Source organism: Streptomyces sp. NPDC005820, from assembly GCF_040630255.1.
In the GTDB taxonomy this organism is placed as follows: Bacteria; Actinomycetota; Actinomycetes; order Streptomycetales; family Streptomycetaceae; genus Streptomyces.
Map to the genome: position 1 here is coordinate 218,806 of NZ_JBEXXE010000002.1, position 21,494 is coordinate 240,299.

The window sequence follows — 21,494 nt, forward strand, 5'->3', positions numbered from 1 at the left end:
CACGCGCGGGAAGTAACCCCCCACAACCAAACAAAGACCACCAGACAAGGTGAGCTCCGGATGCAGACCCCCACAGACCGCGTGCAGCTGGCAGCCGAGCTGCGGCTCCCCACGAACGCGCTCGACTACACGATCCTCGGCATCTACTTCGTCGTCGTCCTGGGCATCGGCTTCGCCGCCCGCAAGTCGGTCAAGACCAGCCTCGACTTCTTCCTCTCCGGGCGCTCGCTGCCGGCCTGGATCACCGGCCTCGCCTTCATCTCGGCGAACCTGGCCGCCACCGAGATCCTCGGCATGGCCGCGAACAGCGCCCAGTACGGCGCCTACACCGTGCACTGGTACTGGATCGGCGCCATCCCGGCGATGGTGTTCCTGGGCCTGGTGATGATGCCGTTCTACTACGGCAGCAAGGTCCGCTCGGTGCCCGAGTTCCTGCTGCTGCGCTTCGACAAAGGGGCCCATCTGCTCAGCTCGGCCCTGTTCGCCTTCGCGGCGATCCTGATCGCGGGCGTCAACCTGTACGCGCTGGCGATCGTCGTCGAGGCCCTGCTGGGCTGGCCGCAGTGGGTGGCGATCGTGGTCGCGGGCTTCTTCGTCCTCGCGTACATCACCCTGGGCGGCCTGTCCTCGGCGATCTACAACGAGGTCCTCCAGTTCTTCGTGATCCTGGCGGCGCTGATCCCGCTGTCGGTGCTGGGCCTGAAGCGGGTGAACGGCTGGGACGGCCTCACCGACAAGCTGACCGCGATCCACGGGGAGAACTTCACCACCGCCTGGGGCGGCACCGGCATCGGCAGCGACAACCCGCTGGGCGCGAACTGGCTGACCATCGTGCTCGGCCTCGGCTTCGTCCTCTCCTTCGGCTACTGGACGACGAACTTCGCCGAGGTCCAGCGCGCCCTGTCGGCGAGGAACCTGTCGGCGGCCCAGCGGACCCCGCTCATCGCGGCGTACCCCAAGATCTTCATCGTGTTCCTGGTGATGATCCCGGGGCTGGTGGCGGCGGCCCTGATCCCGGGCTTCGGCACCGAGGACTCCGGCTACCAGTACAACGACGCCATCCCGTACCTGATGGCTTCACTGCTGCCCAACGGCGTGCTGGGCATCGCGGTGACCGGACTGCTGGCGGCGTTCATGGCCGGCATGGCGGCCAACGTGTCGTCGTTCAACACGGTGTTCACCACCGACATCTGGGCGAAGTACGTGGTGCGCGACCGCGAGGACGCCTACTACGTCCGCTTCGGCCGGCTGATCACGGCGATCGGGGTCGCGGCGTCGGTGGGGACGGCCTTCCTGGCCTCCTCCTTCTCCAACATCATGAGCTACCTCCAGACGCTGTTCTCCTTCTTCAACGTCCCCATGTTCGTGGTCTTCATCGTGGGGATGTTCTGGAAGCGGGCGTCGCGGAAGTCGGGCTTCTGGGGCCTGCTCGCCGGCACCACCGCGGCGATGATCAACTACTTCGTCCTCTACAAGCAGGACGTCATCGGCATCCCCACCGACCAGGGCGCGAACTTCGTCTCCGCGATCGCCGGATTCGTCGCGGGAGCGGTCGTCATGGTGGCGGTCTCGCTGTTCACCGCCCCGAAGCCCGACGAGGAGCTCCAGGGACTGGTCTACGGCACCCGCTCCCCCGGCATGGCCGAACCCCCGGCGGCCGGCGACGACGCCTGGTACCGCAAGCCCGCGCTGCTGGGCTGGGGGGCCGTGATCCTGGCGGCGGCCTGCTACATCCCGTTCTCGTTCTGAACCCGTTCGCGCCGCCCGCGGGAGAGAGCCGCGCGCGGGAGACCGCGGGAGACCGCGGGAGACTGGAGAGACCATGTCCGAGCACTTCGAACCCGAGGAACGCCACGAGGCCGCCGAGCGGCAGCGGCGCGCCGGGTACACCGAGGCCGAGCTCCAGCGCGAGATCACCGAGCTGGAGCAGCAGTCGACGACCGCAGCCCGCATCTTCGACCTGCGCCGCATCATCGGCGGACTGTTCGTCCTGTACGGCGTCATCCTCACGCTCACCGGCCTGACCGACAGCGACGCCGAGATCGACAAGGCCCAGGGCATCAACATCAACCTCTGGACCGGCCTCGGGATGCTGGCCCTCGGCGTCTTCTTCCTGGCGTGGCTGTGGCTGCGGCCGGCGTCGGCTCCGGCACCGCCGCTGCCGACACCAAAGGACACACCCTCCGAGTGACGCCCTACAGCAGCCCCGCCCCCGCCAGGAACTTGGCCACCCCTTCGGTCTCCTCCGGGGACAGCGGGATCTGGGGCTCGGCCGTCGCCGGGCAGTCGATGACGCCGCGCAGGTACAGAGCCGTCTTGAACGCGCCCAGGGCCGCCGAGCTCCCGCCCATCCGGGCCGGGTCGCCGACCGACACCATGCCGAACAGGGCGCACAGCCGTTCCTGTTCGGCCCGCGCTCCCTCCGCGTCGCCCGACCGGCACCGGTCGACGAGCCGGACGTACCCGTGCGGGTCGACGTTGGCCAGGCCGGGCACCGCGCCGTCCGCGCCCAGCGCCAGCGCCGCGTCGACCAGCAGCTCGGAGCCGGTGAGGACACCGAAGCCGGGCAGGTCGCGAGCGCCGGTGACGACCTCGCGGAAGCCGGCCAGATCGCCGCTGGAGTCCTTCAGCCCGGCCAGCACGCCCTCGGCGGCCAGGTCCAGGACGAGCCCGGCGGGCAGCTTGGTGTGCACGGCGACCGGGATGTCGTAGGCGATCACCGGGAGCGCGCCGCGCTCGGCGACCAGCCGGTAGTGGCGGGCGATCTCCGCGGGGTGGGTGCGGGTGTAGAAGGGCGCGGTGACGACGACCGCGTCCGCGCCCGCCGCCGCGGCGGCCGCGACGTGGTCCAGCACCCGGGACGTGGTCATGTCGACGGCGCCGGCCAGGACGGGCAGCCGGCCCGCCACCTGCCCGACGACGGTCTCGGTGACCAGTCGGCGCTGCCGGTCGGTGAGGAACGCGACCTCCGAGGTGGAGCCGAGCACGAACAGCCCGTCCACGCCGCCGTCCAGGAGATGGTCGACGAGCCGGCGCAGCGAGGGGACGTCCACCTCGCGGTCCGGGGTCAGGGGGGTGCAGACCGGCGGGATCACTCCGGCCGGCGGGGTGGGCAGGGTCATCGCAGCTCCCTGGGCAGGCTCTCGCGTACGAGGTCGTCGGTCGACTCGTCCTCCTGCACAGGATGGTGACAGCGGTAGCGGTGTCCGGGCGACGACGCGGCCGAGACCTCGGGCATCTCGCGCGAGCACACCGCGTCCGCCTTCCAGCAGCGGGTGTGGAACGGGCAGCCGCTCGGCGGGCGGGTCGCCGACGGCACCGGACCGGTCAGCGGGATCGGGGCGCGCGGGCGCAGCAGGCTGGGCGTGGCGGAGAACAGGGCGCGGGTGTACGGGTGCCGGGCCTCGTCGGTGATCCGGTCGGCCGGGGCCTCCTCGACGATCCGGCCGAGGTACATGGTGATCACCCGGTCGCTCATGCGCCGTACGGTCTGGATGTCGTGCGAGACGAACACCAGGGCGAGGCCGAGGCGTTCGCGCAGGTCGAGGAGGAGGTTGAGGATCTGGGCGCGGACGGAGACGTCCAGGGCGCTGGTGGGTTCGTCGGCGACGAGCAGACCGGGGTCGAGGGCGAGCGCGCGGGCGACGGCGACGCGCTGGCGCTGACCGCCGGAGAGCTGTCCGGGCAGGGCGTCGGCGAGGGCCGGGGGCAGGCCGACGAGGGCCATCAGCTCACGCGCGCGTGCCTCGCGTCCGGCTTTCGTGCCGCGCCGGTGGACGTCCATCGGGTCGCGCAGGATCCGCCGTACGGTCAGCCGGCGGTTGAGGGCGGTCGAGGGGTCCTGGAAGACCATGCCGGTGCCGGCGCCGACCGCGGTCCGGCGTTCGTCCGGGGGCATCGTCCACAGGTCGCGGCCGCGGTGGAGGACCGTGCCGGAGGTGGGCCGCTGGATGCCCACCAGCACTCTGGCCAGCGTCGACTTCCCGCACCCGGACTCGCCGACCACACCGACCGTCTCACCGGGCGCGACGGTGAGATCGACGCCGGTGAGGGCGTACAGCGACTCCCGGCCGAAGGGCCCGCCCCTGGCCCGGTGCACGACATGGACGTCCCGCAGCTCCACCACGGCGCTCATGACACGGCCTCGCTCTCCGGCTCGGGGGTGGGTTCCACGGCGGGGTGGTGACAGGCGACGGTGTGGGCGGGGGCAGGCGGACCCTCGGGGCGGGGCGCGGCCGGGCGGAGGGGTGGGGTCGCGAGGCAGACCGTCGTGGCGCTCGGGCAGCGGTCGGCGAAGCGGCAGCCCGGCGGGTAGTCCGCGGGGGCCGGTACGGTCCCGGCGATCCGGGTCGGCCGGGCGTCGGCGGACTCCAGGGAGAGGACGCCGGCGAGCAGGCCGCGGGTGTAGGGGTGGGCCGGGGCCGCGAGGAGGTCGGGGGTCGGGCCGCTCTCCACGATCCGCCCGCCGTACATCACCGCGACCCGGTCGGTGACCTCGGCGACGAGGGCGAGGTCGTGCGAGACGAGGACCAGCGCGAAGCCCAGTTCCTCGCGCAGCCGCAGCAGCAGCTCCATGACCTGGGCCTGCACGGTGACGTCGAGGGCGGTCGTCGGCTCGTCGGCGACGATCAGGGACGGGTCGCGGGAGAGGGCCATGGCGATGAGCACGCGCTGGCGCTGCCCGCCGGAGAGCTCGTGCGGCCGGCTGCGCAGGGTGCGCGGCGGGTCGAGGCCGACCATCGTCAGCAGTTCATCGGGCGTACGGCGGCCTCCGCGCCGTACCAGCTGGCGAAGCTGGGCGCGGACGGTCATCGCCGGGTTGAGCGCGGACAGGGCGTCCTGGTGGACCATCGCCATCTCGTGCCCGAGCAGCCGCCGCCGGGCCCGGGCCGGCTGGGTGAGCAAGTCCGTGCCGCGGAAGCGGATCCGGCCGCGGACCCGGGCGGGCGCGGGCTGGAGGCCCATGAGGGTGAGCGCGGTCAGGGACTTCCCGCAGCCGGACTCGCCGACCAGGCCCAGCACCTCGCCGGGGTACAGCTCGAAGCCGATCCCGTCGACGACGTCCACGCCCCGGTGCCGGTCGGGGAAGCCGACGGCGAGGTCCTCCACCGTGAGCACGGGGCCGCCGCCGCGGTCCACCGGGGGCCGGGCGCGGGCGCGCAGCCGCCGGGCGGCGTCGGCGAGCCCGGTCAGCGGGTGCACGGCGTCGGCGGGCACCGCCGCGTCCCCCGTCGCGTGACCGTGCCGGTGTTCCTCCTCCGGTGTCGCGGTCGTGCGGGCCGCCGGGGCCGCCCAGGCGTCGGAGACGCCCTCCGACAGGAGGGTCAGCGACAGGACGGTGACCAGCATCAGCAGTCCGGGGAAGACGGTCGCCCACCAGCCGCCGGTCAGCACCATGTTCCGGCCGTCGGCGACGACGCTGCCCCAGGACGGGTCCGGGGGCCGTACGCCGGCGCCGACGAAGGACAGCGACGCCTCGAAGACGATCGCCTCGGCGACCTGGACCGTGCAGAACACGAGCACCGGCGCCGCGCAGTTGACCGCGACGTGCCGCAGCACGATGTGCGGGGTGCGGGCGCCGATGAGGCGTTCCGCCGTCACATAGTCCTCGCCGTACTGGTCGAGGACGTTGGCCCGGACGACCCGTGCCACCGCCGGGGTGAAGAGAAAGGCGATCGCGCAGGTCAGGACGGTGATGCCGCCGCCGAAGACGGTGACGAGCACGGCGGCCAGGGCGATGCCGGGGAAGGCCATCACCACGTCCAGGCCCCGCATCAGCGTCTCGTCGACCCCCTTGCGGGAGGTCGCGGCGAGCGCCCCGAGGAGCGCGCCGGCGGCCAGGGCGAGCGCGGTCGCGCCCAGCCCGATCGCGAGGGACCAGCGGGCGCCGTACAGGAGTCTGCTGAGGATGTCCCGGCCGAGGCTGTCCTGGCCCATCCAGTGGGCGCCGGAGGGGTGTCCGGTGCCGTCGACGGGGTCCTGCTGGTCGAGCGGGTCGTACGGGGCGAGGAGCGGCGCCAGGACGGCGGCGAGGGCGACGACCGTCAGGAACCCGACGGCGAGGCGGGCGCGGGTGGGCATCAGGCCGCCCTCAGGCGTGGGTTGACGAGCAGGTGGAGGAGGTCGATGAGGAGGTTGACGACGACGAAGCCGGTGGCGGTGGTGAGGACGACGCCCTGGACGACGGCCGGGTCGCCGTTCTGTACGGCGTCGATCATCAGTTTGCCCATGCCGGGCAGGGCGAAGACCGTCTCGATGACGACGGCGCCGCCGAGGAGGTGACCGACGCGCAGGCCGAGCACGGTCAGCGGGTTCATCAGGGCGTTGCGCAGCACGTTGCGGCCGACGACCACGCGGGGCGGGAGTCCGGCGCCGAGCGCGGTGCGAACGTAGTCCTTGTCCAGTTCCTCCACCACCGAGGTCCGTACGATCCGGGTCAGCTGGGCCGCCACCGGCAGGGAGAGGGCGAGCGCGGGCAGCGCCATGGTGCGCAGCCAGCCGGTGAGGGAGTCGGCGGGGTTGATGTAGCCGCCGGCCGGGAACCAGCCCAGGTCCACGGCCAGGTACTGGATCATCAGCAGCGCCAGCCAGAACCCGGGCGCGGCCACCCCGGCCAGCGAGAGGACCCGTACGGCCTGGTCGGGGAGGCGGTCGCGGTGCACGGCGGCGGTGATCCCGCAGGTCAGGGCGAGGACGACGGCGATGCCGAGGCCGAGGAAGGTCAGCTGGAGGGTGAGCGGCAGCGCGGTGGCGATCTGGTCGGCGACCCGGGCGCCGGTGAGGGCGCTGGTGCCGAGGTCGCCGTGGAAGAGGTCGCCGACGAAGTGGACGTACCGCACGGGGAGGGGGTCGAGGAGGCCGTTGCGTGCGCGGAACTCGTGCAGTTGACGCGGGGTCGGGTTGGCGCCCTGGAAGAAGGCGGAGGCGGGGTCGGCGTCGGAGAACCGCATCACCAGGAACACGAACAGCGCGATGCCGAGCAGCAGCGGCACCAGCAGGGCGACGCGGCGCAGCAGGATCCGTACGACCGCTGTCATGCCGTCAGGCCCACCTGGCCTGCAGGAGGTTGAGGCCGGGGTAGGGCTGGGCGCGGGCGCCGGTGAGCCGGTGCGGGTCCCAGGCGGTCATCAGCTCGTTGTGGACGACCGGGTAGAGGACGGCCTGTTCGGCGACGGTGTCGAGGCAGTCCCGGAGCAGGGCGTTCCTGCTGCCCGGGTCGGGTTCGCGGCCGGCCCGGTCCATGGCGGCGAAGAGGCGCCGGGCGACGGGGTGGGTCTCCCAGCGGGCGTAGCGCGTCCACAGATTGTGGGGGCCGTAGTTGTAGCGGAGGATCAGGTCGGCGTCGAGGCCGAACTGGTTGGCGTTGGAGGCGGCGGCGACCACCTGGTAGTCCCTCCTCTGGTCCAGCTTGGTGAAGACGGCGGTGGTCTCCTGCGGCGCGAGGGTCGTCTCGACGCCGACCGCGTCCCAGGACGCCTTGATGGTCGGCAGGCAGTCGAGGACCCAGCTCACGTTCACGGCGAGCAGTTCGATCCTCAGTCCGCGCACGCCGGCGGCCCGCAGCAGGGCACGCGCGCGTGCGGGGTCGTGGCGGTAGACGGTGCTCGCGGGCCGGTGGGCGGGGTTGCCCTCGTCCAGGAAGGACGTGGCCGGTGTGCCGTGCCCCTTGAGGGCGACCTCGACCATCCGCTCGGCGTCGACGGCGTAGTGCAGCGCCTGGCGCACCCGTACGTCGTCGAAGGGGCTGCGGCGGGTGTTGAACATCAGGAACAGGTTGTTCATCCCGGCGGCGCCCGCGACGGTGCGGCCGCGGCGCCGCAGCCAGGGGATGTGGGCGTAGGGGATGTTGTCGGCGATCTGCGCGCCGGCGCTCACGCCGGAGATCCGGGCGACACGGGAGGCGGCGTCGACGATCGTCAGCCAGTTCATCCTCCGGAAGGCCGGTGGGCGGGGTCCGTCGTAGGCGGCGAACGCCTCGAAGGCGGTGTTCGACTTCGGGTGGTGGGCGGTCTGCCGGTACGGTCCGGAGCCGATCGCGAGTCCCCGGACCGCGTCGTCCCAGGCGCCGGGCCGGGAGTAGACGTGCCGGGGCATGATCTTGGCGAGGGTGAGGCGGGGGACGCCGTCGGGGAAGGGGAAGCGGAGGTGGAGTTCCACGGTGCGGGCGTCGGCCTTGCGGACGCCGGCGAGCCAGCTCGCGAAGAAGCCGCGGGTGAGGGTCTCGGTGCCGGGGTCCAGGATCCGTTCGTAGACGAACACGACGTCGTCGGCGGTGACGGGGCTGCCGTCGTGGAAGACGGCGCCGGGCCTGAGCGTGAACCGCCAGACGGTGGCGCCGGGGTCGGCGGGCAGCCGGGTCGCGAGCGCGGGGTAGGGGGCGCGGGTGACCGGGTCGGTGTCGACCAGCCCCTCGTAGACGTGGTGGTTGGCGGCCATGGCGAACGCGGACGCCGTCCGGGTCGGGTCCCAGCTGCCGTCGTTGCCGTAGCCGATCACCGCGGTCAGGGTGCGGTCGGGGCCGCGGCCGCCGGTGTCGTTGGTGGAGGGCGGGCCGCCGCAGGCCGCCAGGGAGGCGGTCAGGGCGGCCGTGGTCGTCAGGAACGCCCGGCGATCGGGCACCGCGATGCCGTGGTCCACGATTCGCCCCCTTTGTCTCCTTGGCCGTCGCGACCCTAGGAAGGGGTCGCGGGGACGGTCAAGGAGAGCCGGGGAGGGCCACACGAATGGCGTAACCGCAGGCCAGGGCGGCTACGGCGTCGGGTCCGCGCTCGCGCGGTGGGAGCCGAGGGGACCCGCGCGGTCCAGCAGACCGGTGCGGGCGGCCAGGGCCGCCGCCTCCAGGCGGGAGCCGACACCGAGTTTCATGAGGACGCGCTGGACGTGGGTGCGGGCCGTGGAGGGGGCTATGCCCATACCTGCGGCGATCAGGCGGGTGTCCTCGCCGTCGGCGACCCGGACCAGGACCTCGACCTCGCGCGGGGTGAGCATCTGCAGCAGCCGCTGCCCCTCGTCGTCCGGCTGGGCGACGGGGTTGAGGAGTTCACCGAAGGCGCCCTGGAGGAGCTGCGGGGCGACCGCGGCCTCGCCCGCCCTCGCCTTCATGATGGCCCGCTCGACGCCCTCGATGCGCTCGTCGTGGCGCACATAGCCGGAGGCGCCCGCGGCGAAGGCGGCGGCGATGCCCCGGGGGCTGGGCACCGGCCCGAGGACCAGGACCGCCACCTGCGGGCGCTCCCGCTTGATCCGGACCACCGGGTCGAAGATGCCCGGCTCGGCCGGGGCGGCCGTCCCGAGCAGGCACACCTCCGGCGCCCGGGTGATCACCAGCTCCGCCGCCCCCGCGGCGGGCGCCGCCGCGGCGAGCACCCGGTGCCCTCTCAGCTTCAACGCCGAGGCCAGCGCCTCGGCGAGCAGTCGGTGGTCGTCGACCACCATCAGCCGCACTCCCATCGGCAACCCCCCAGTCCCCCAACGGAACACGACAGACGGAACACAACAGAACGGTGACAACAGACAAAAGGTGCCCCCCGGCACCCCGTCCTTCATGCCCCCGGAAGCTACACGCTTGTTCGACGTTGCGCTCCCCCTACCGGCGAGAAGTGCCCCGGATCGCCGAAATTCCTCGCATTCGAGGGTGATGAGCGGTAAGTGCACGGCCCCGCCCCTGAGCAGGGGCGGGGCCGCTCGTCTCTCGGCGCTCAGCCGGAGGTGCCGAAGGCGACCGCCAGGTACCCCTTGTCGCCGCCGCTGCCGGCGTCGGCGTAGGTGTCCGCCATGTACAGCCGGCCCTGGGAGTACAGGAGCTCCGAGTACTCCGGGGACATGTCGCTCTCCATCTCGCGCGCGTCCTCCGAGTCCGTGTTCTCCAGCAGCGTGGTCTCCTTGAACGAACCGCCGTCGATGCTGACGACCTGTCCGCCCTTGTCGTACGGCGGCTCCTTGTACGCGATCACGTTGCCGCCGTCCATCCGCAGCGGGTAGAGGGTGTAGTCGGTGCCGGAGTCGGCGCGCTGGCCGGTCTGCTTGCCGGTGGCGAGGTCGAAGGCGACGATCGAGTTGCTGCGGGAGCCGTCGCCGTTGTCGTCGCGCTCCTCGGTCGCGACGTACAGCCGGTCGTTGCCGACGGTGAGACCCGTGCACGCCTCGGGTGTGTCGATGCTGTCGCACTCGGCCGCGTACTCGTCGCCCGGCGCGGAGATCCGGGTGCGCAGTTCGCCGGTCTTGTTGTCGATGGAGAAGAAGTCGGAGATGCCGCTGCCGTCACCGGCGCTGTCGCCGACGTCGGCGGCCACGACCAGCGGGTCCGTCGAGACCACGCCGGCGTACTCGATGTCGGTGGCCATCTTGTACTCGGAGAGCACCTTCCCGGAGGCCGGGTCGATGGTCTGGATGTGCAGCTGCGGCGCGTCGTACGAGCCGCACTTGCGCACCGCGACCAGTTTGGCGCCGCCGCCGTAGCCGGCGTCGTAGCAGGTGTCGGAGGTCTTGGGCGACCACAGCACCTTGCCGGTCGCGATGTCGAAGGCGGCGCCGCCGTCGGTGCTGCCCACGGCGACCGTGTTCGCGCTGACGGTGACGTTGTCGAAGTCGATCGGGGCGTCACCGGAGTTGACCGTCTTCGTCCACAGCTGTTTGCCGGCGTTCAGGTCGATCGCCGCGACCTGGGTGCAGCCGGCCGTGGAGTCCTTCGGGGGCATCTTCGGCTGGAAGACGACCGCGGTGCGGCCGTCGTCGTTGGTCTGCCGGCTGGCCGCGCACACCGGGCCGGGCAGCTTCACCGTCCACAGCTTCGTGCCCTTGTCGCGGTCGTAGCCGACGATCTCGGCGACCCCGCTCTTCACAAACGCCTTGTCGGTCAGCCAGGAGCCGTCCACGGCCACGCTGTCGTCCTTGGCGACGGTGGGCATCGGCAGCTGGAAGAGGGCCTTGGCGCCCGGGTCGGAGGGCACCTTCTCGCTGCCCTTGGCGACCCCGCCCTTGTCGTCGCCGCCGGTGCCGCCGGTGCCGCCGGAGGCGGTGGGGCCGTCCTGCTTGCCGCCCCCGCCGGACGACTTGGCGTACCAGACCCCGCCGCCGACGATCAGCGCGATCGCCACCACCGCGGCGACGATGATCACCATCGAGGCGTTCATCTTCCGCTTCCCGCCCGGAGCGGCGGGCGCGGGCGACTGCATCGGCACGGTCACCGGCTGCCCGGGGTAGCCGTAGCCGGGCTGCGGCCCGTAGGGGGCCGCGGCACCGTACGGGGGCTGCGGCTGGGGAGCGGCCCCGGGGTACCCGTAGCCCGGCTGGGGCTGCGGGGGCTGGGGCGCGGCGGCCGGGTAGCCGTAACCGGGCTGGGGCTGCGGGGCTCCCGGATAGCCGTAGCCCTGGGGCTGCTGCGGGGGCTGAGGGGGCTGAGGGGCTCCCGGGTAGCCGTAACCGGGCTGGGGCTGCTGCGGGGGCTGAGGGGCTCCCGGGTAGCCGTAACCGGGCTGGGGCTGCTGCGGGGGCTGGGGGGCCTGCGGGTAGCTGGGGCCGGGGTGCGGGGTCGGCTGGGCCGGTGCGCCGGGCTGCGGGCTCGGGTGAGACGGTACGCCGGGCTGCGGCTGCGGCTGCGGCTGCGGCTGCGGCTGCGGCTGCGGCTGCGGCTGCGGCTGCGGCTGCTGAGCGTGGGCCTGTTGGGAGGGCTGGGGCGGCTGTGCCGCGGGCCCTGCCGGAGCAGCCCCCTGCGCCGACTGCGCACCCTGGCCGGCCTGGGCCTGGGCCTGCGCTGCCTGGGCCTGGGCTGCCTGGGCCGCCTCGGTGTTCTTCCTCAGATGCTCCGCCATGGCCGCCTGGTGCGGCATGGGGCCGCCGGTCGGCCGGCTGAGCTGCGGTCCCTCAGGCGGAGCGGGCGGCGGCGCCGGTGGCCGGAACGGCGGTGGCCCCTGCGGCGCGGGCGCCTGCGGCACCGCGTCCTGCGGAGGGGCGTCCTGCGGTGGCTCGGGGGGCCCGAATGCCCCCTGCTGCTGGGGCGGTTGGTCCTGCGGCGGCTGGGTCATGGTGTGGATTTCCTCGGCGGAGGCGGAACGCTGGGGACGACGGGACGGAACTGGCTCGGAGGGGGTCCGCTCACTTGCCGTAGGCGAGCATGAGCTTCTCCTTCCCGTCGTCCTCGCCGGTCAGCTGGGTGGAGGAGAGGTAGAGACGGCCGTCGGCCCAGGCGCGGTCGCCGTTGGAGAACCCGTCCTCGAGGTCGACCGTGCCCGTGGGCATCTGCAGCAGCGTCGTCGAGGTGTGCGCGGACCCGGCCGTCGGGATCGACACCACCCGGCCGCCCGCGTCGGAGGACGGCCCGACGTACGCCACGAGCTTGCCGCTCTCGGTCGTCATCGGCGACATCGGCTCGTCGGTGGGCGACTTCACGCGCCACTTCTCCTTGCCGGTGGCGAGGTCGATCGCGACGACCTCGTTGGCGCCGCCGCTCGCGTCGGTGGGCAGGTAGAGCGTGCTCGCGTCGACCGCCGCGCCGAGGCAGCCGGTGAGGTCGCTGTCGAAGAGCGCCCAGCCGCACTGCGGGTCGAAGTCCTCGTCGACCCCGACCTGCGAACGGAAGCCGCCGTCCGCCTTGAACGTCGAGATGTTCCAGCTGTTCTTGTCGTCGTTGGTGCTGTAGACGACGAGCGGGTCGAGGGAGTACACCCGCTCGACCTCCCAGCCCTTGTCGAGCTTGCGGGTCCACTTCGCCTTGCCGGTCGCCGGGTCCAGCTCCTGGAGCTCGACGTGCTCGTCGGTCTTCAGCGCGGCACAGGAGGCCACCATCACCAGCCGGGCCCCGCCCGCGAACGCCTTCGGGAAGCAGGAGTCGCCGTACTTCTCGATGTCGTACAGCTTCTTGCCGGTGCGGGCGTCGTACGCCACCCCGGACTGCGAGCGGCCCACGACCAGCGTGTTCCCGGCGAGGGAGAGCCCGATGCCGCTGCCGACGCTGTCGAAGAGCTGACCGTCCGCGACCTTCGCGGTCCAGCCCTTGGCGCCGGTGGCGAGGTCGATCTGCTGGAGCTGGTTGCACTGGGCGCGGTCGCTGACCCCGCTCATGTACGCGACGACGATCTTGTCGTCGGCGGTCGTGTCCTTGGTGACCGAGCAGATCTTCTGGGGGAACGCGACCGGGTCCCAGGCCGGCTTGCCGTCGCCGACGCCGTACGCGACGACCTCCTTGTACGCCGCCTTCGCCGCCACCTTGGACGTGATCCACATGCCGGGCGCGTCGGCGCCGTCGGCGGGCGCGTCCGGTGCCTCCTTGTACCAGAGCACCTTGGCCTCGCCCGCCTTGCGGCCCGCGTTGAGGTCCTGCGGGTCCGTGCCGCCGTCGCCGCTGCCGTCCCCGGGGTTGACCGGGCTGTCGCTCGCGCCCTTCTTGTCGTCGCTCGCGTCGGCGACCGGCTTCTTGCCGTCGTCGCCGCCGCCGGCGACCGCGAACACGACCCCGCCGATCACCAACAGGGCGGCGACCGCGGCGGCCACGACCATCGCGGGGCGCCCCTTGAAGGGGTTGCGCGAGCCGGGGCCTGGCGGCGGAGTGCCGGGGGCGCCGGGGAACTGGGCCGGACCGGGCGGGTACCCGTAACCGGGCTGCGCCTGCTGGGCATAGGGCCCGGGCTGCCCATAGGGCCCCGGCTGCCCGTACGGCCCCTGCGGCTGGGGCGGTCCGTACGGTCCCGGCTGCCGGGGCTCTCCGTACGGTCCCGGTGCGGCCGGAGCGCCGTACGGACCGGCCTGCTGCGGATAGCCGTACCCGGGCGCGCCCTGCGGCTGGGGCGGCATCTGCGGTGCTCCGAATCCGCCCTGCTGCGGCGGCTGATCAGGCGGCTGGGCCATCAGCGTGTTCCCCCTTGTCACTGATTTTTGGCCAGCCCTTTGTATCACCCGGCACCGACACCAAATCGGGCCGGATCCACCCCTGTTCCCAAGGGAGGACCGGCCCGTGATGCCCTTGTTATGCGCCTTCACGCCCCCTTCACGGGGTGCACGCGCGCGTGTCGAAGTGCTACGCGTCCTCGGCGAGTTCCAGCCAGCGCAGCTCCAGGTCCTCCCGCTCCCCCGCCAGCCCGCGCAGCTCCGCGTCGAGTTCGGCGACCTTCGCGAAGTCGGTGGCGTTGTCGGCGATCTGCGCGTGCAGCTTGGACTCCCGCTCGGAGATCTTGTCCAACTGGCGTTCGATCCGCTGGAGTTCCTTCTTGGCGGCGCGCTGGTCGGCGGCGCTCTTCTCGGTCGTGGCCGGCTTCGGCGCGGCCGCCGGGGCGGAGGAGGCCGCGGCCTCCTCCATCCGGGCCCGGCGCTCCAGGTACTCGTCGATGCCGCGTGGCAGCATCCGCAGCGTGGCGTCGCCGAGGAGGGCGAACACCCGGTCGGTGGTGCGCTCGACGAAGAACCGGTCGTGGGAGATGACGACCATCGAGCCGGGCCAGCCGTCGAGGACGTCCTCCAGCTGGGTGAGGGTCTCGATGTCGAGGTCGTTGGTGGGCTCGTCGAGGAAGAGGACGTTCGGCTCGTCCATGAGCAGCCGCAGGATCTGGAGGCGGCGCCGCTCACCGCCGGACAGGTCGCCGACCGGAGTCCACTGCTTCTCCTTGTTGAAGCCGAACGTCTCGCACAGCTGACCGGCCGTCATCTCGCGCCCCTTGCCGAGGTCGACGCGCTCGCGCACCCGCTGCACGGCCTCCAGGACCCGCAGGTTCGGGTCGAGTTCGCCGACCTCCTGGGAGAGGTAGGCGAGCTTCACGGTCTTGCCGACGACGACCCGGCCGCCCGCGGGCCGGGCCTCGCCCTCGGTGCGCCACGCCTCGGCCATGGCGCGCAGCAGGGAGGTCTTGCCGGCGCCGTTGACGCCGACCAGGCCGATGCGGTCACCGGGGCCGAGCTGCCAGGTGACGTGCTTGAGCAGCACCTTGGGTCCGGCCTGCACGGAGACGTCCTCGAGGTCGAAGACGGTCCTGCCGAGCCGTGAGGACGCGAACTTCATCAGCTCGCTGCTGTCCCGGGGCGGCGGCACGTCCTTGATGAGCTCGTTGGCGGCCTCGACCCGGAAGCGCGGCTTCGACGTCCGCGCGGGGGCGCCGCGCCGCAGCCAGGCCAGCTCCTTGCGGACCAGGTTCTGCCGCTTGACCTCCTCGGTCGCGGCGATCCGCTCCCGCTCCGCGCGCGCGAAGACGTAGTCGGAGTAGCCGCCCTCGTACTCGTGGACGTCACCGCGCTGGACGTCCCACATGCGCGTGCAGACCTGGTCGAGGAACCAGCGGTCGTGGGTGACGCACACGAGCGCGGAACGGCGGGCCTGGAGGTGGCGGGCGAGCCAGGAGATGCCCTCGACGTCGAGGTGGTTCGTCGGCTCGTCGAGGACGATCACGTCCTGCTCGTCGATGAGCAGTTTGGCGAGCGCGATCCGGCGGCGCTCACCGCCGGAGAGCGGTCCGATGACGGTGTCGAGCCCCTGCGGGAACCCGGGCAGGTCGAGGCCGCCGAACAGGCCGGTCAGTACGTCCCTGACCTTGGCGTTGCCCGCCCACTCGTGGTCGGCCATGTCCCGGATGACCTCGTGCCGCACGGTCGCGGCCGGGTCGAGGGAGTCGTGCTGGGTGAGGACGCCCATGCGCAGCCCGCCGGAGTGGGTGACCCGCCCGGAGTCGGCCTCCTCCAGCTTGGCGAGCATCCGGATCAGGGTGGTCTTGCCGTCGCCGTTGCGGCCGACGACCCCGATCCGGTCCCCTTCGGACACGCCGAGCGAGATGCCGTCGAGGAGCGCACGGGTGCCGTACACCTTGCTGACGTTCTCGACATTGACCAGGTTGACGGCCATTTCACTCCTGCGCATGGGGGTCGGTCAGCCTTCTAGCGTAGGGCCTGCCGGGTTAGGGACGGGGCGCGAGGGTGTTGTCACTCTTTGTGATGACGTGATCGGGAAAGGGCCGCTACCGTGGAGGACGGGCAGCAGGATCCCGTCCATGGGAGGAACCATGACCGCCGAGTCCGTAAAGCACCGCGTCCAGTGGCCGGTGCCGCCGCAGGACGGCTACACCGTGGACGACCTGTTCACGCTGCCCGATCTCCCGCCGCATACCGAACTGATCGACGGGAGCTTGGTTTTCGTGAGTGCGCAGCGCCGATTTCACGGCAATATGATCGACCTGCTGGTCTGGGGCCTGCGCACGGGACTGCCGTCCGAGCTGAAGGTCAGCCGGGAGATGACTGTCATCCTCGACTCCCGCAACGGCCCCGAACCAGACGTCAGCGTGATCCGCGCCAATGCGGTCACCGGGCCGAATCAGTCGAGCTTCCGGGCCGAGGACGTGCTCCTCGCCGTGGAGGTCGTCTCACCGGACTCGGAATCCCGGGACCGCACGACCAAGCCGCAGAAGTACGCGTCCGCCGGAATCCCGAATTTCTGGCGCGTCGAGCAGAGCGGGGCCAGCAACAGGGCTGTCATCCATGTGTACGAGCTGGACCCGCTCACCCAGGCGTACGTTCACACGGGGATGCACCGGGACCAAGTCAAGGTCGACAAGCCCTACGACATCGTCATCGACCTGACCGCCGTCGACGAACTCTGACCGCGACCGCCCCTCAGAGCACCGTCGCCCCCGCCGCCGGCGCCGTCGCCACCCGCACCGTGCGGCAGGTGCCGGAGGCGCGCAGGGCCTCGGCCACCGTCTCGGCCGAGCCCGGATCGCGGACGAGGAAGGCCGTCGTCGGTCCTGAGCCCGAGACCAGCGCCGCGAGCGCCCCCGCCCCGCGTCCCGACGCCAGCGTGTCGGCCAGTTCGGGGAAGAGGGAGAGCGCGGCGGGCTGAAGGTCGTTGGAGACCGTCGCGGCGAGCGCGTCGGGGTCACCGGCGGCCAGGGCGTCCAGGAGCGCCTCGGAGGCGACCGGCTCGGGGATGTCCCGCCCCTCGGCGAGACGGTCGAACTCACGGAAGACGGCCGGGGTCGACAGCCCCCGCTCCGCCATCGCGAACACCCAGTGGAAGGCGCTGCCCACCTCCAGCGGCGTCAGCTTCTCGCCGCGCCCGGTGCCGAGGGCCGCCCCGCCGACCAGGCTGAACGGGACGTCGCTGCCCAGCTCGGCGCAGATGTCGAGGAGTTCACCGCGCGGCGCGCCGATGCCCCACAGCGTGTCGCAGGCCAGCAGCGCGCCCGCGCCGTCCGCGCTGCCGCCCGCCATGCCGCCGGCCACCGGGATGTCCTTGGCGATGTGGAGGTGGACGCGGGGGTCGCGGTCGTACCGCTCGGCGAGGGCGAGCGCGGCGCGGGCGGCGAGGTTCGTACGGTCCAGGGGGACCTGGGCCGCGTCCGGGCCCGCGCAGGTGACGCGGAGGTCGTCGGCCGGGGTGACGGTGACCTCGTCGTACAGGCCGACCGCCAGGAACACGTTCGCCAGGTCGTGGAAGCCGTCCGCGCGCGCGGCGCCCACCGCGAGCTGGACGTTGACCTTGGCCGGCACGCGGACGGTGACGCTCACGCTGTGTTCTCCTGCTTGTTCTCGGCGGCCTCGTCGCCGACGGCCTTGTTCTCGGCGGCCTTGTTCTCGGCGGCCTTGTTCTCGGCGGCCTTGTTCTCGGCGATCCGGGCGAATTCCTCGACGGTCAGCGACTCGCCGCGCGCCTGCGGGGACACCCCGGCCGCGACCAGCGCCGTCTCGGCCGCCGCCGCCGAACCGGCCCAGCCGGCGAGCGCGGCCCGCAGCGTCTTGCGCCGCTGGGCGAAGGCCGCGTCGACCACGGCGAACACCTCGGCCCTGGACGCCGTGGTCTTGAGCGGCTCGGTGCGCCGGACCAGCGAGACGAGCCCGCTGTCGACGTTCGGGGCCGGCCAGAAGACGTTGCGGCCGATGGCCCCGGCCCGCTTGACCTCGGCGTACCAGTTGGCCTTGACGGACGGGACGCCGTACACCTTCGAGCCGGGCGCGGCGGCGAGGCGGTCGGCGACCTCGGACTGGACCATCACGAGGGTGCGGTCGATGCTCGGGAAGGTGGCGAGCATGTGCAGCAGGACGGGCACAGCCACGTTGTAGGGGAGGTTCGCGACCAGGGCGGTCGGGGCCGGGCCGGGCAGGTCGGTGACGTGCATCGCGTCGGAGTGCACCAGCGCGAACCGCTCCGCGCGCTCCGGCATGCGCGCCGTGATCGTCGCGGGGAGCGCGGCGGCCAGCACGTCGTCGATCTCCACGGCGGTGACCCGGTCGGCGACCTCCAGCAGGGCGAGCGTGAGGGAGCCGAGCCCCGGGCCGACCTCGACGACCACGTCGTCGGGGCGGACCTGCGCGGTACGGACGATACGGCGGACCGTGTTCGCGTCGATCACGAAGTTCTGGCCGCGCTGCTTGGTGGGACGCACACCGAGGGCGGCCGCGAGTTCACGGATGTCGGCGGGGCCGAGGAGGGCGTCGGGGGTGGGGCTGCTCACGGGACAAGGGTACGGGGGCCCGGCGGGCGGTCTCTCACCCGTGCAGCCGTGCCCCGCAGTGCGGCCAGGGACTCGCCCCCCGGCGCACGTACAGCTTCTTCGCGCGGAGGGTCTGTTCCGCCGCCGGGGCGTCCTGGGGGCGCCCGCTGCCGCCGAGGGCGTGCCAGGTGAGGCGGTCGAACTGGTACAGCCCCCCGTACGTCCCCGACGGGTCGACCGCGTCGGGCCGGCCGCCGGACTCGCAGGCCGCGAGCCCCTGCCAGTTCAGCCCGTCGGCCCCGCGCACCGACGTCGGCAGCGGCTTCGTGCCGACCCTCACCACCTGGTCCCGGGCCTCGCGCACCACCTCGGTGCCGATCCGCCGGGGCTTCTGCCGCACCCCGTTGACGGTGCGCAGGGCGTACGTGGTCCGGCGCAGCCCGGGCTGTCCGGCCCGCTCGACGACCTCGGTGCCCCGGAAGAGGGCGGGATCCTCGGTGCGCCGCACCGCGAACGGGATCGGCTCCTCGCGCACCTCCCTGCCGCCGGTGATCCGCAGCACGGTGACCGTCTGCCCGTCGCGCGGGAAGCTGCCGGGCGGGACGGAGGTGGTGTCCTCGCCGCGCAGGGTGATCCCGGCCTGCTCGACGGCCTCGCCCACGGTCGCCGCGTTGGTGCGGATGGTGCGGGCCCGGCCGTCGGCCAGGACCGTCACGGAGCGCTCGGTGCGCACGTCCAGCGCGAGCCCCTGCCGCCCGATGCGCCGGGTGCGCGCGAGGGAGAGATACGCGCCGTCGGCGCGCACCCCGAACTGTTCGAGCGCCGCCTCCACCGTGCGCGCCGTCGTCCACAGGTCGTGCCGGTGGCCGTCCAGGGTGAGCCGTACGGGCCGTCCGTAGCGCACCTCGACCTCGTCGCCGCCGGCCAGGGCCGTGCCCGGGGCGGGCACCACCCGGTCGTGCGCGCCGACCGGCACGCCCTCGTCGGCCAGCAGTTCGGTGACGTCGTCGGCGAAGGTGTGCAGGGTGCGGGACCTGCCGTCGACGGTCAGCTCGACCGCCTTGTCCTCGGCGACGAAGGCGGTGGTGCCGCCGGCGAGGAAGGCGACGACGAGGGCCTGCGGGAGCAGCCGGCGCACGGCGGAGTCGGGGCGTTCGGCCGCCCGCCCCCTGCGCCGGCGCGCGGCCCGCCGTCCCGTCCCCTCCGCGGGCACCGGCGCGCCCTGGTGCGGCAGCTGGAGCGTGTCCGGGGGCCGGGGTGCCTCGTAGGCGGGCCGGTAGGTGTCGTCGTACGGCGGCCGGTACGGGGCGTCACCGGCCTCGGGGCCCGTGTACACGCCGTGGGCGACGGTCTCCGCGTTGTGCAGGTCGACGTACGTGTCGCCGCCGCCGTACGGCTCGTGGTACTGCTGCGAGTTGCTCACGCCGACGCTCCAGGGGTCCTGGGGGTCCTGATCGGGCCCCCAGAACCTAGCGGAGAGGCGGTCACTCTCCAAAGCGGCACAGCTACCCAGCGTTGTGTTCGGGTGACCCCACGACCGGATCAGTAACCGAACGCGCGTGCGGTGTTGGTCGCGAGCGCCGTCGCGAACGTGTCCTCGTCGAGGTCCCGTACGGCGGCCATGGCACGCACCGTGACAGGGATCAGGTAGGGCGCGTTGGGCCGGCCGCGGTAGGGGGCCGGGGTGAGGAAGGGGGCGTCGGTCTCGACCAGGACCAGCTCCAGGGGGGCGACGGCGAGGGCGTCGCGCAGGTGCTGGGCGTTCTTGAAGGTGACGTTGCCGGCGAAGGACATGAAGTACCCGGCGCGGGCGCAGATCTCGGCCATCTCGGCGTCGCCGGAGTAGCAGTGGAAGACGGTCCGCTCGGGCGCGCCCTCCTCCTTCAGCACGCGCAGGACGTCGGCGTGGGCGTCGCGGTCGTGGATGACGAGCGCCTTGCCGTGCCGCTTGGCGATCTCGATGTGGGCGCGGAAGGAACGCTCCTGCGCCTCCTTGCCCCCGGGACCGGTGCGGAAGTGGTCGAGGCCGGTCTCGCCGACGGCCTTGACGTGCGCGAGCGCGGCCAGGCGGTCGATCTCGGCGAGCGCCTCGTCGAGCGCCGCCGCGCCCCCCGGCTCGCGTGCGCCCTGCCGGGACCAGCCGTCGGGGTCGCCGTGCACGATGCGGGGCGCCTCGTTGGGGTGCAGGGCGACGGCCGCGTGGACGCTGTCGTACGCCGCCGCCGTCTCGGCCGCCCAGCGGGAGCCCTTGATGTCGCAGCCGACCTGGACGACCGTCGTGACCCCGACCGACGCGGCCTTCGCGAGGCCCTCCTCCACGGTGCCGGACTGCATGTCGAGGTGGGTGTGGGAGTCGGCGACCGGCACCCGCAGGGGCTCCGGGAGCGGCGGCGCCGCGTTCTTGTCGCTGGAGGAAGGCATGCCCCGATCCTACGGAAGGGGCATGCGACGGCCCGCGGTCCGCCCCCGCGGGCCGTCGCGCGCTCAGCTCGCCTTGCGGAAGGGGTGCAGCAGGTCGGACAGATGCCAGTGGTGGGGTTCCCTGGTCTGCGCCGGCACCTCGGGCACCTCGACCGGTCCCGCCGGGGGCACCGGGCGCCCCCGGCGGGCCGCGCCCTGCACCGACGACACCTGTCCGGCCCGCATGATGCGCACCACGTGCCCGTCGCAGTTCTGGCACGCGGGCCGGCTCAGCGGGGACGGCACGACCCGCCCGTCCGTCACGTACTGGACGAACTCGTGTCCGCCGCCGTCGATGTGGTGCTCTATCGCGTACGACTGCTCCCAGCCGTGCCCGCAGCGCATGCAGGCGAAGGAATACGACTCGTTGACCACGCCGGTCGCCCCGTTGCGAAGGCCGGTCTGCCCTGTGATCTCACTCATGGCCAGCTCCTGTTGTCCGCTGGAGGGACGTGTCACGTCCCGTCATCCAGTGGATGCCTCACACCGGCCGAATGGCACCCGATCTGTGCAGTGTTGAAGCCGATTTGGGCGTCCCTTGCCACAAGCCCCGGCGCCCTTTGCCCGCCCATGGGGCGCACGCTCATCCGACATGCGCCCTGCTCAGAGGGGGTGTGAGCGTCCTCACGGCAC

The 21,494-nt window shown here is 72.7% G+C and carries 17 protein-coding genes; 3 read left to right on the forward strand and 14 right to left on the reverse strand.

The window, feature by feature from the left end; genetic code table 11:
• The first annotated feature begins 60 nt into the window (after window positions 1-60).
• Both ABZ464_RS03290 and ABZ464_RS03295 read left to right on the forward strand, forming a co-directional pair.
• Window positions 61-1,749, forward strand: a complete 1,689-nt coding sequence (locus tag ABZ464_RS03290; RefSeq protein WP_359270159.1) for a sodium:solute symporter family protein — start codon at window positions 61-63, stop codon at window positions 1,747-1,749.
• Window positions 1,750-1,822: 73 nt separating this feature from the next.
• A complete protein-coding gene (locus ABZ464_RS03295; protein WP_359270162.1) occupies window positions 1,823-2,191 on the forward strand; it encodes a hypothetical protein in 369 nt (122 codons plus the stop codon).
• 4 nt (window positions 2,192-2,195) lie between these two features.
• On the opposite strand, the gene ABZ464_RS03300 is transcribed toward ABZ464_RS03295, so the two are convergent.
• The 9 genes from ABZ464_RS03300 to ABZ464_RS03340 form a co-directional block, all read right to left on the reverse strand.
• Window positions 2,196-3,122 (reverse strand): dihydrodipicolinate synthase family protein, encoded by a 927-nt coding sequence (locus ABZ464_RS03300; protein WP_359270165.1) that lies wholly within the window; start codon window positions 3,120-3,122, stop codon window positions 2,196-2,198.
• A complete protein-coding gene (locus ABZ464_RS03305; RefSeq protein ID WP_359270169.1) occupies window positions 3,119-4,135 on the reverse strand; it encodes an ABC transporter ATP-binding protein in 1,017 nt (338 codons plus the stop codon). The genes ABZ464_RS03300 and ABZ464_RS03305 overlap by 4 nt, the downstream gene beginning before the upstream one ends.
• Window positions 4,132-6,081, reverse strand: coding sequence for a dipeptide/oligopeptide/nickel ABC transporter permease/ATP-binding protein (locus ABZ464_RS03310; RefSeq protein ID WP_359270171.1), 1,950 nt, complete (start codon window positions 6,079-6,081; stop codon window positions 4,132-4,134). The genes ABZ464_RS03305 and ABZ464_RS03310 overlap by 4 nt, the downstream gene beginning before the upstream one ends.
• The gene (locus ABZ464_RS03315) at window positions 6,081-7,037 is read right to left on the reverse strand and encodes an ABC transporter permease (protein ID WP_359270174.1); all 957 of its coding nucleotides are present in this window, start codon (window positions 7,035-7,037) and stop codon (window positions 6,081-6,083) included. Before ABZ464_RS03315 ends, ABZ464_RS03310 begins: the two co-directional genes overlap by 1 nt.
• 4 nt (window positions 7,038-7,041) lie before the next feature.
• Complete coding sequence (locus tag ABZ464_RS03320; RefSeq protein ID WP_359270176.1) at window positions 7,042-8,637, reverse strand: ABC transporter substrate-binding protein; 1,596 nt, start codon at window positions 8,635-8,637, stop codon at window positions 7,042-7,044.
• Between the two features lie 111 nt (window positions 8,638-8,748).
• A complete protein-coding gene (locus tag ABZ464_RS03325; protein ID WP_359270179.1) occupies window positions 8,749-9,450 on the reverse strand; it encodes a response regulator transcription factor in 702 nt (233 codons plus the stop codon).
• Between the two features lie 248 nt (window positions 9,451-9,698).
• Window positions 9,699-12,023: a PQQ-binding-like beta-propeller repeat protein gene (locus tag ABZ464_RS03330; RefSeq protein ID WP_359270182.1), complete on the reverse strand. Its 2,325-nt coding sequence runs from the start codon at window positions 12,021-12,023 to the stop codon at window positions 9,699-9,701.
• 70 nt (window positions 12,024-12,093) lie between these two features.
• Window positions 12,094-13,842: a PQQ-binding-like beta-propeller repeat protein gene (locus tag ABZ464_RS03335; RefSeq protein WP_359270184.1), complete on the reverse strand. Its 1,749-nt coding sequence runs from the start codon at window positions 13,840-13,842 to the stop codon at window positions 12,094-12,096.
• 169 nt (window positions 13,843-14,011) lie between these two features.
• The gene (locus ABZ464_RS03340) at window positions 14,012-15,820 is read right to left on the reverse strand and encodes an ABC-F family ATP-binding cassette domain-containing protein (RefSeq protein ID WP_359270187.1); all 1,809 of its coding nucleotides are present in this window, start codon (window positions 15,818-15,820) and stop codon (window positions 14,012-14,014) included.
• 157 nt (window positions 15,821-15,977) lie between these two features.
• Between ABZ464_RS03340 and ABZ464_RS03345 the strand changes: the two genes are divergently transcribed.
• Entirely contained in the window at window positions 15,978-16,571 is a 594-nt protein-coding gene (locus ABZ464_RS03345; RefSeq protein WP_359270190.1) for a Uma2 family endonuclease, read from the forward strand.
• 13 nt (window positions 16,572-16,584) lie between these two features.
• On the opposite strand, the gene ABZ464_RS03350 is transcribed toward ABZ464_RS03345, so the two are convergent.
• From ABZ464_RS03350 to ABZ464_RS03370, 5 genes are all read right to left on the reverse strand, one after another.
• The gene (locus ABZ464_RS03350) at window positions 16,585-17,478 is read right to left on the reverse strand and encodes a 4-(cytidine 5'-diphospho)-2-C-methyl-D-erythritol kinase (RefSeq protein ID WP_359270193.1); all 894 of its coding nucleotides are present in this window, start codon (window positions 17,476-17,478) and stop codon (window positions 16,585-16,587) included.
• Entirely contained in the window at window positions 17,475-18,422 is a 948-nt protein-coding gene (gene rsmA, locus ABZ464_RS03355; RefSeq protein ID WP_359270196.1) for a 16S rRNA (adenine(1518)-N(6)/adenine(1519)-N(6))-dimethyltransferase RsmA, read from the reverse strand. Before rsmA ends, ABZ464_RS03350 begins: the two co-directional genes overlap by 4 nt.
• A 34-nt stretch (window positions 18,423-18,456) precedes the next feature.
• Window positions 18,457-19,824, reverse strand: coding sequence for a ubiquitin-like domain-containing protein (locus ABZ464_RS03360; RefSeq protein ID WP_359270199.1), 1,368 nt, complete (start codon window positions 19,822-19,824; stop codon window positions 18,457-18,459).
• A 119-nt stretch (window positions 19,825-19,943) separates the two neighbouring features.
• On the reverse strand, window positions 19,944-20,822 hold the full coding sequence (locus tag ABZ464_RS03365; protein ID WP_359270202.1) for a TatD family hydrolase: 879 nt from the start codon (window positions 20,820-20,822) through the stop codon (window positions 19,944-19,946).
• Window positions 20,823-20,885: 63 nt separating this feature from the next.
• Complete coding sequence (locus tag ABZ464_RS03370) at window positions 20,886-21,284, reverse strand: hypothetical protein (RefSeq protein ID WP_359270205.1); 399 nt, start codon at window positions 21,282-21,284, stop codon at window positions 20,886-20,888.
• Window positions 21,285-21,494 lie beyond the last annotated feature (210 nt).

Bases quoted from the DNA above. Each gene is read 5' to 3' on its own strand.
- ABZ464_RS03295 (WP_359270162.1), top strand. From the start codon at position 1,823: ATGTCCGAGCACTTCGAACCCGAGGAACGCCACGAGGCCGCCGAGCGG.
- ABZ464_RS03335 (WP_359270184.1), bottom strand. From the start codon at position 13,842: ATGGCCCAGCCGCCTGATCAGCCGCCGCAGCAGGGCGGATTCGGAGCA.
- ABZ464_RS03345 (WP_359270190.1), top strand. From the start codon at position 15,978: ATGACCGCCGAGTCCGTAAAGCACCGCGTCCAGTGGCCGGTGCCGCCG.
- ABZ464_RS03325 (WP_359270179.1), bottom strand. From the start codon at position 9,450: ATGGGAGTGCGGCTGATGGTGGTCGACGACCACCGACTGCTCGCCGAG.
- ABZ464_RS03370 (WP_359270205.1), bottom strand. From the start codon at position 21,284: ATGAGTGAGATCACAGGGCAGACCGGCCTTCGCAACGGGGCGACCGGC.
- ABZ464_RS03365 (WP_359270202.1), bottom strand. From the start codon at position 20,822: ATGCCTTCCTCCAGCGACAAGAACGCGGCGCCGCCGCTCCCGGAGCCC.
- ABZ464_RS03340 (WP_359270187.1), bottom strand. From the start codon at position 15,820: ATGGCCGTCAACCTGGTCAATGTCGAGAACGTCAGCAAGGTGTACGGC.
- ABZ464_RS03310 (WP_359270171.1), bottom strand. From the start codon at position 6,081: ATGCCCACCCGCGCCCGCCTCGCCGTCGGGTTCCTGACGGTCGTCGCC.
- ABZ464_RS03300 (WP_359270165.1), bottom strand. From the start codon at position 3,122: ATGACCCTGCCCACCCCGCCGGCCGGAGTGATCCCGCCGGTCTGCACC.
- ABZ464_RS03305 (WP_359270169.1), bottom strand. From the start codon at position 4,135: ATGAGCGCCGTGGTGGAGCTGCGGGACGTCCATGTCGTGCACCGGGCC.
- ABZ464_RS03315 (WP_359270174.1), bottom strand. From the start codon at position 7,037: ATGACAGCGGTCGTACGGATCCTGCTGCGCCGCGTCGCCCTGCTGGTG.
- ABZ464_RS03330 (WP_359270182.1), bottom strand. From the start codon at position 12,023: ATGACCCAGCCGCCGCAGGACCAACCGCCCCAGCAGCAGGGGGCATTC.
- ABZ464_RS03290 (WP_359270159.1), top strand. From the start codon at position 61: ATGCAGACCCCCACAGACCGCGTGCAGCTGGCAGCCGAGCTGCGGCTC.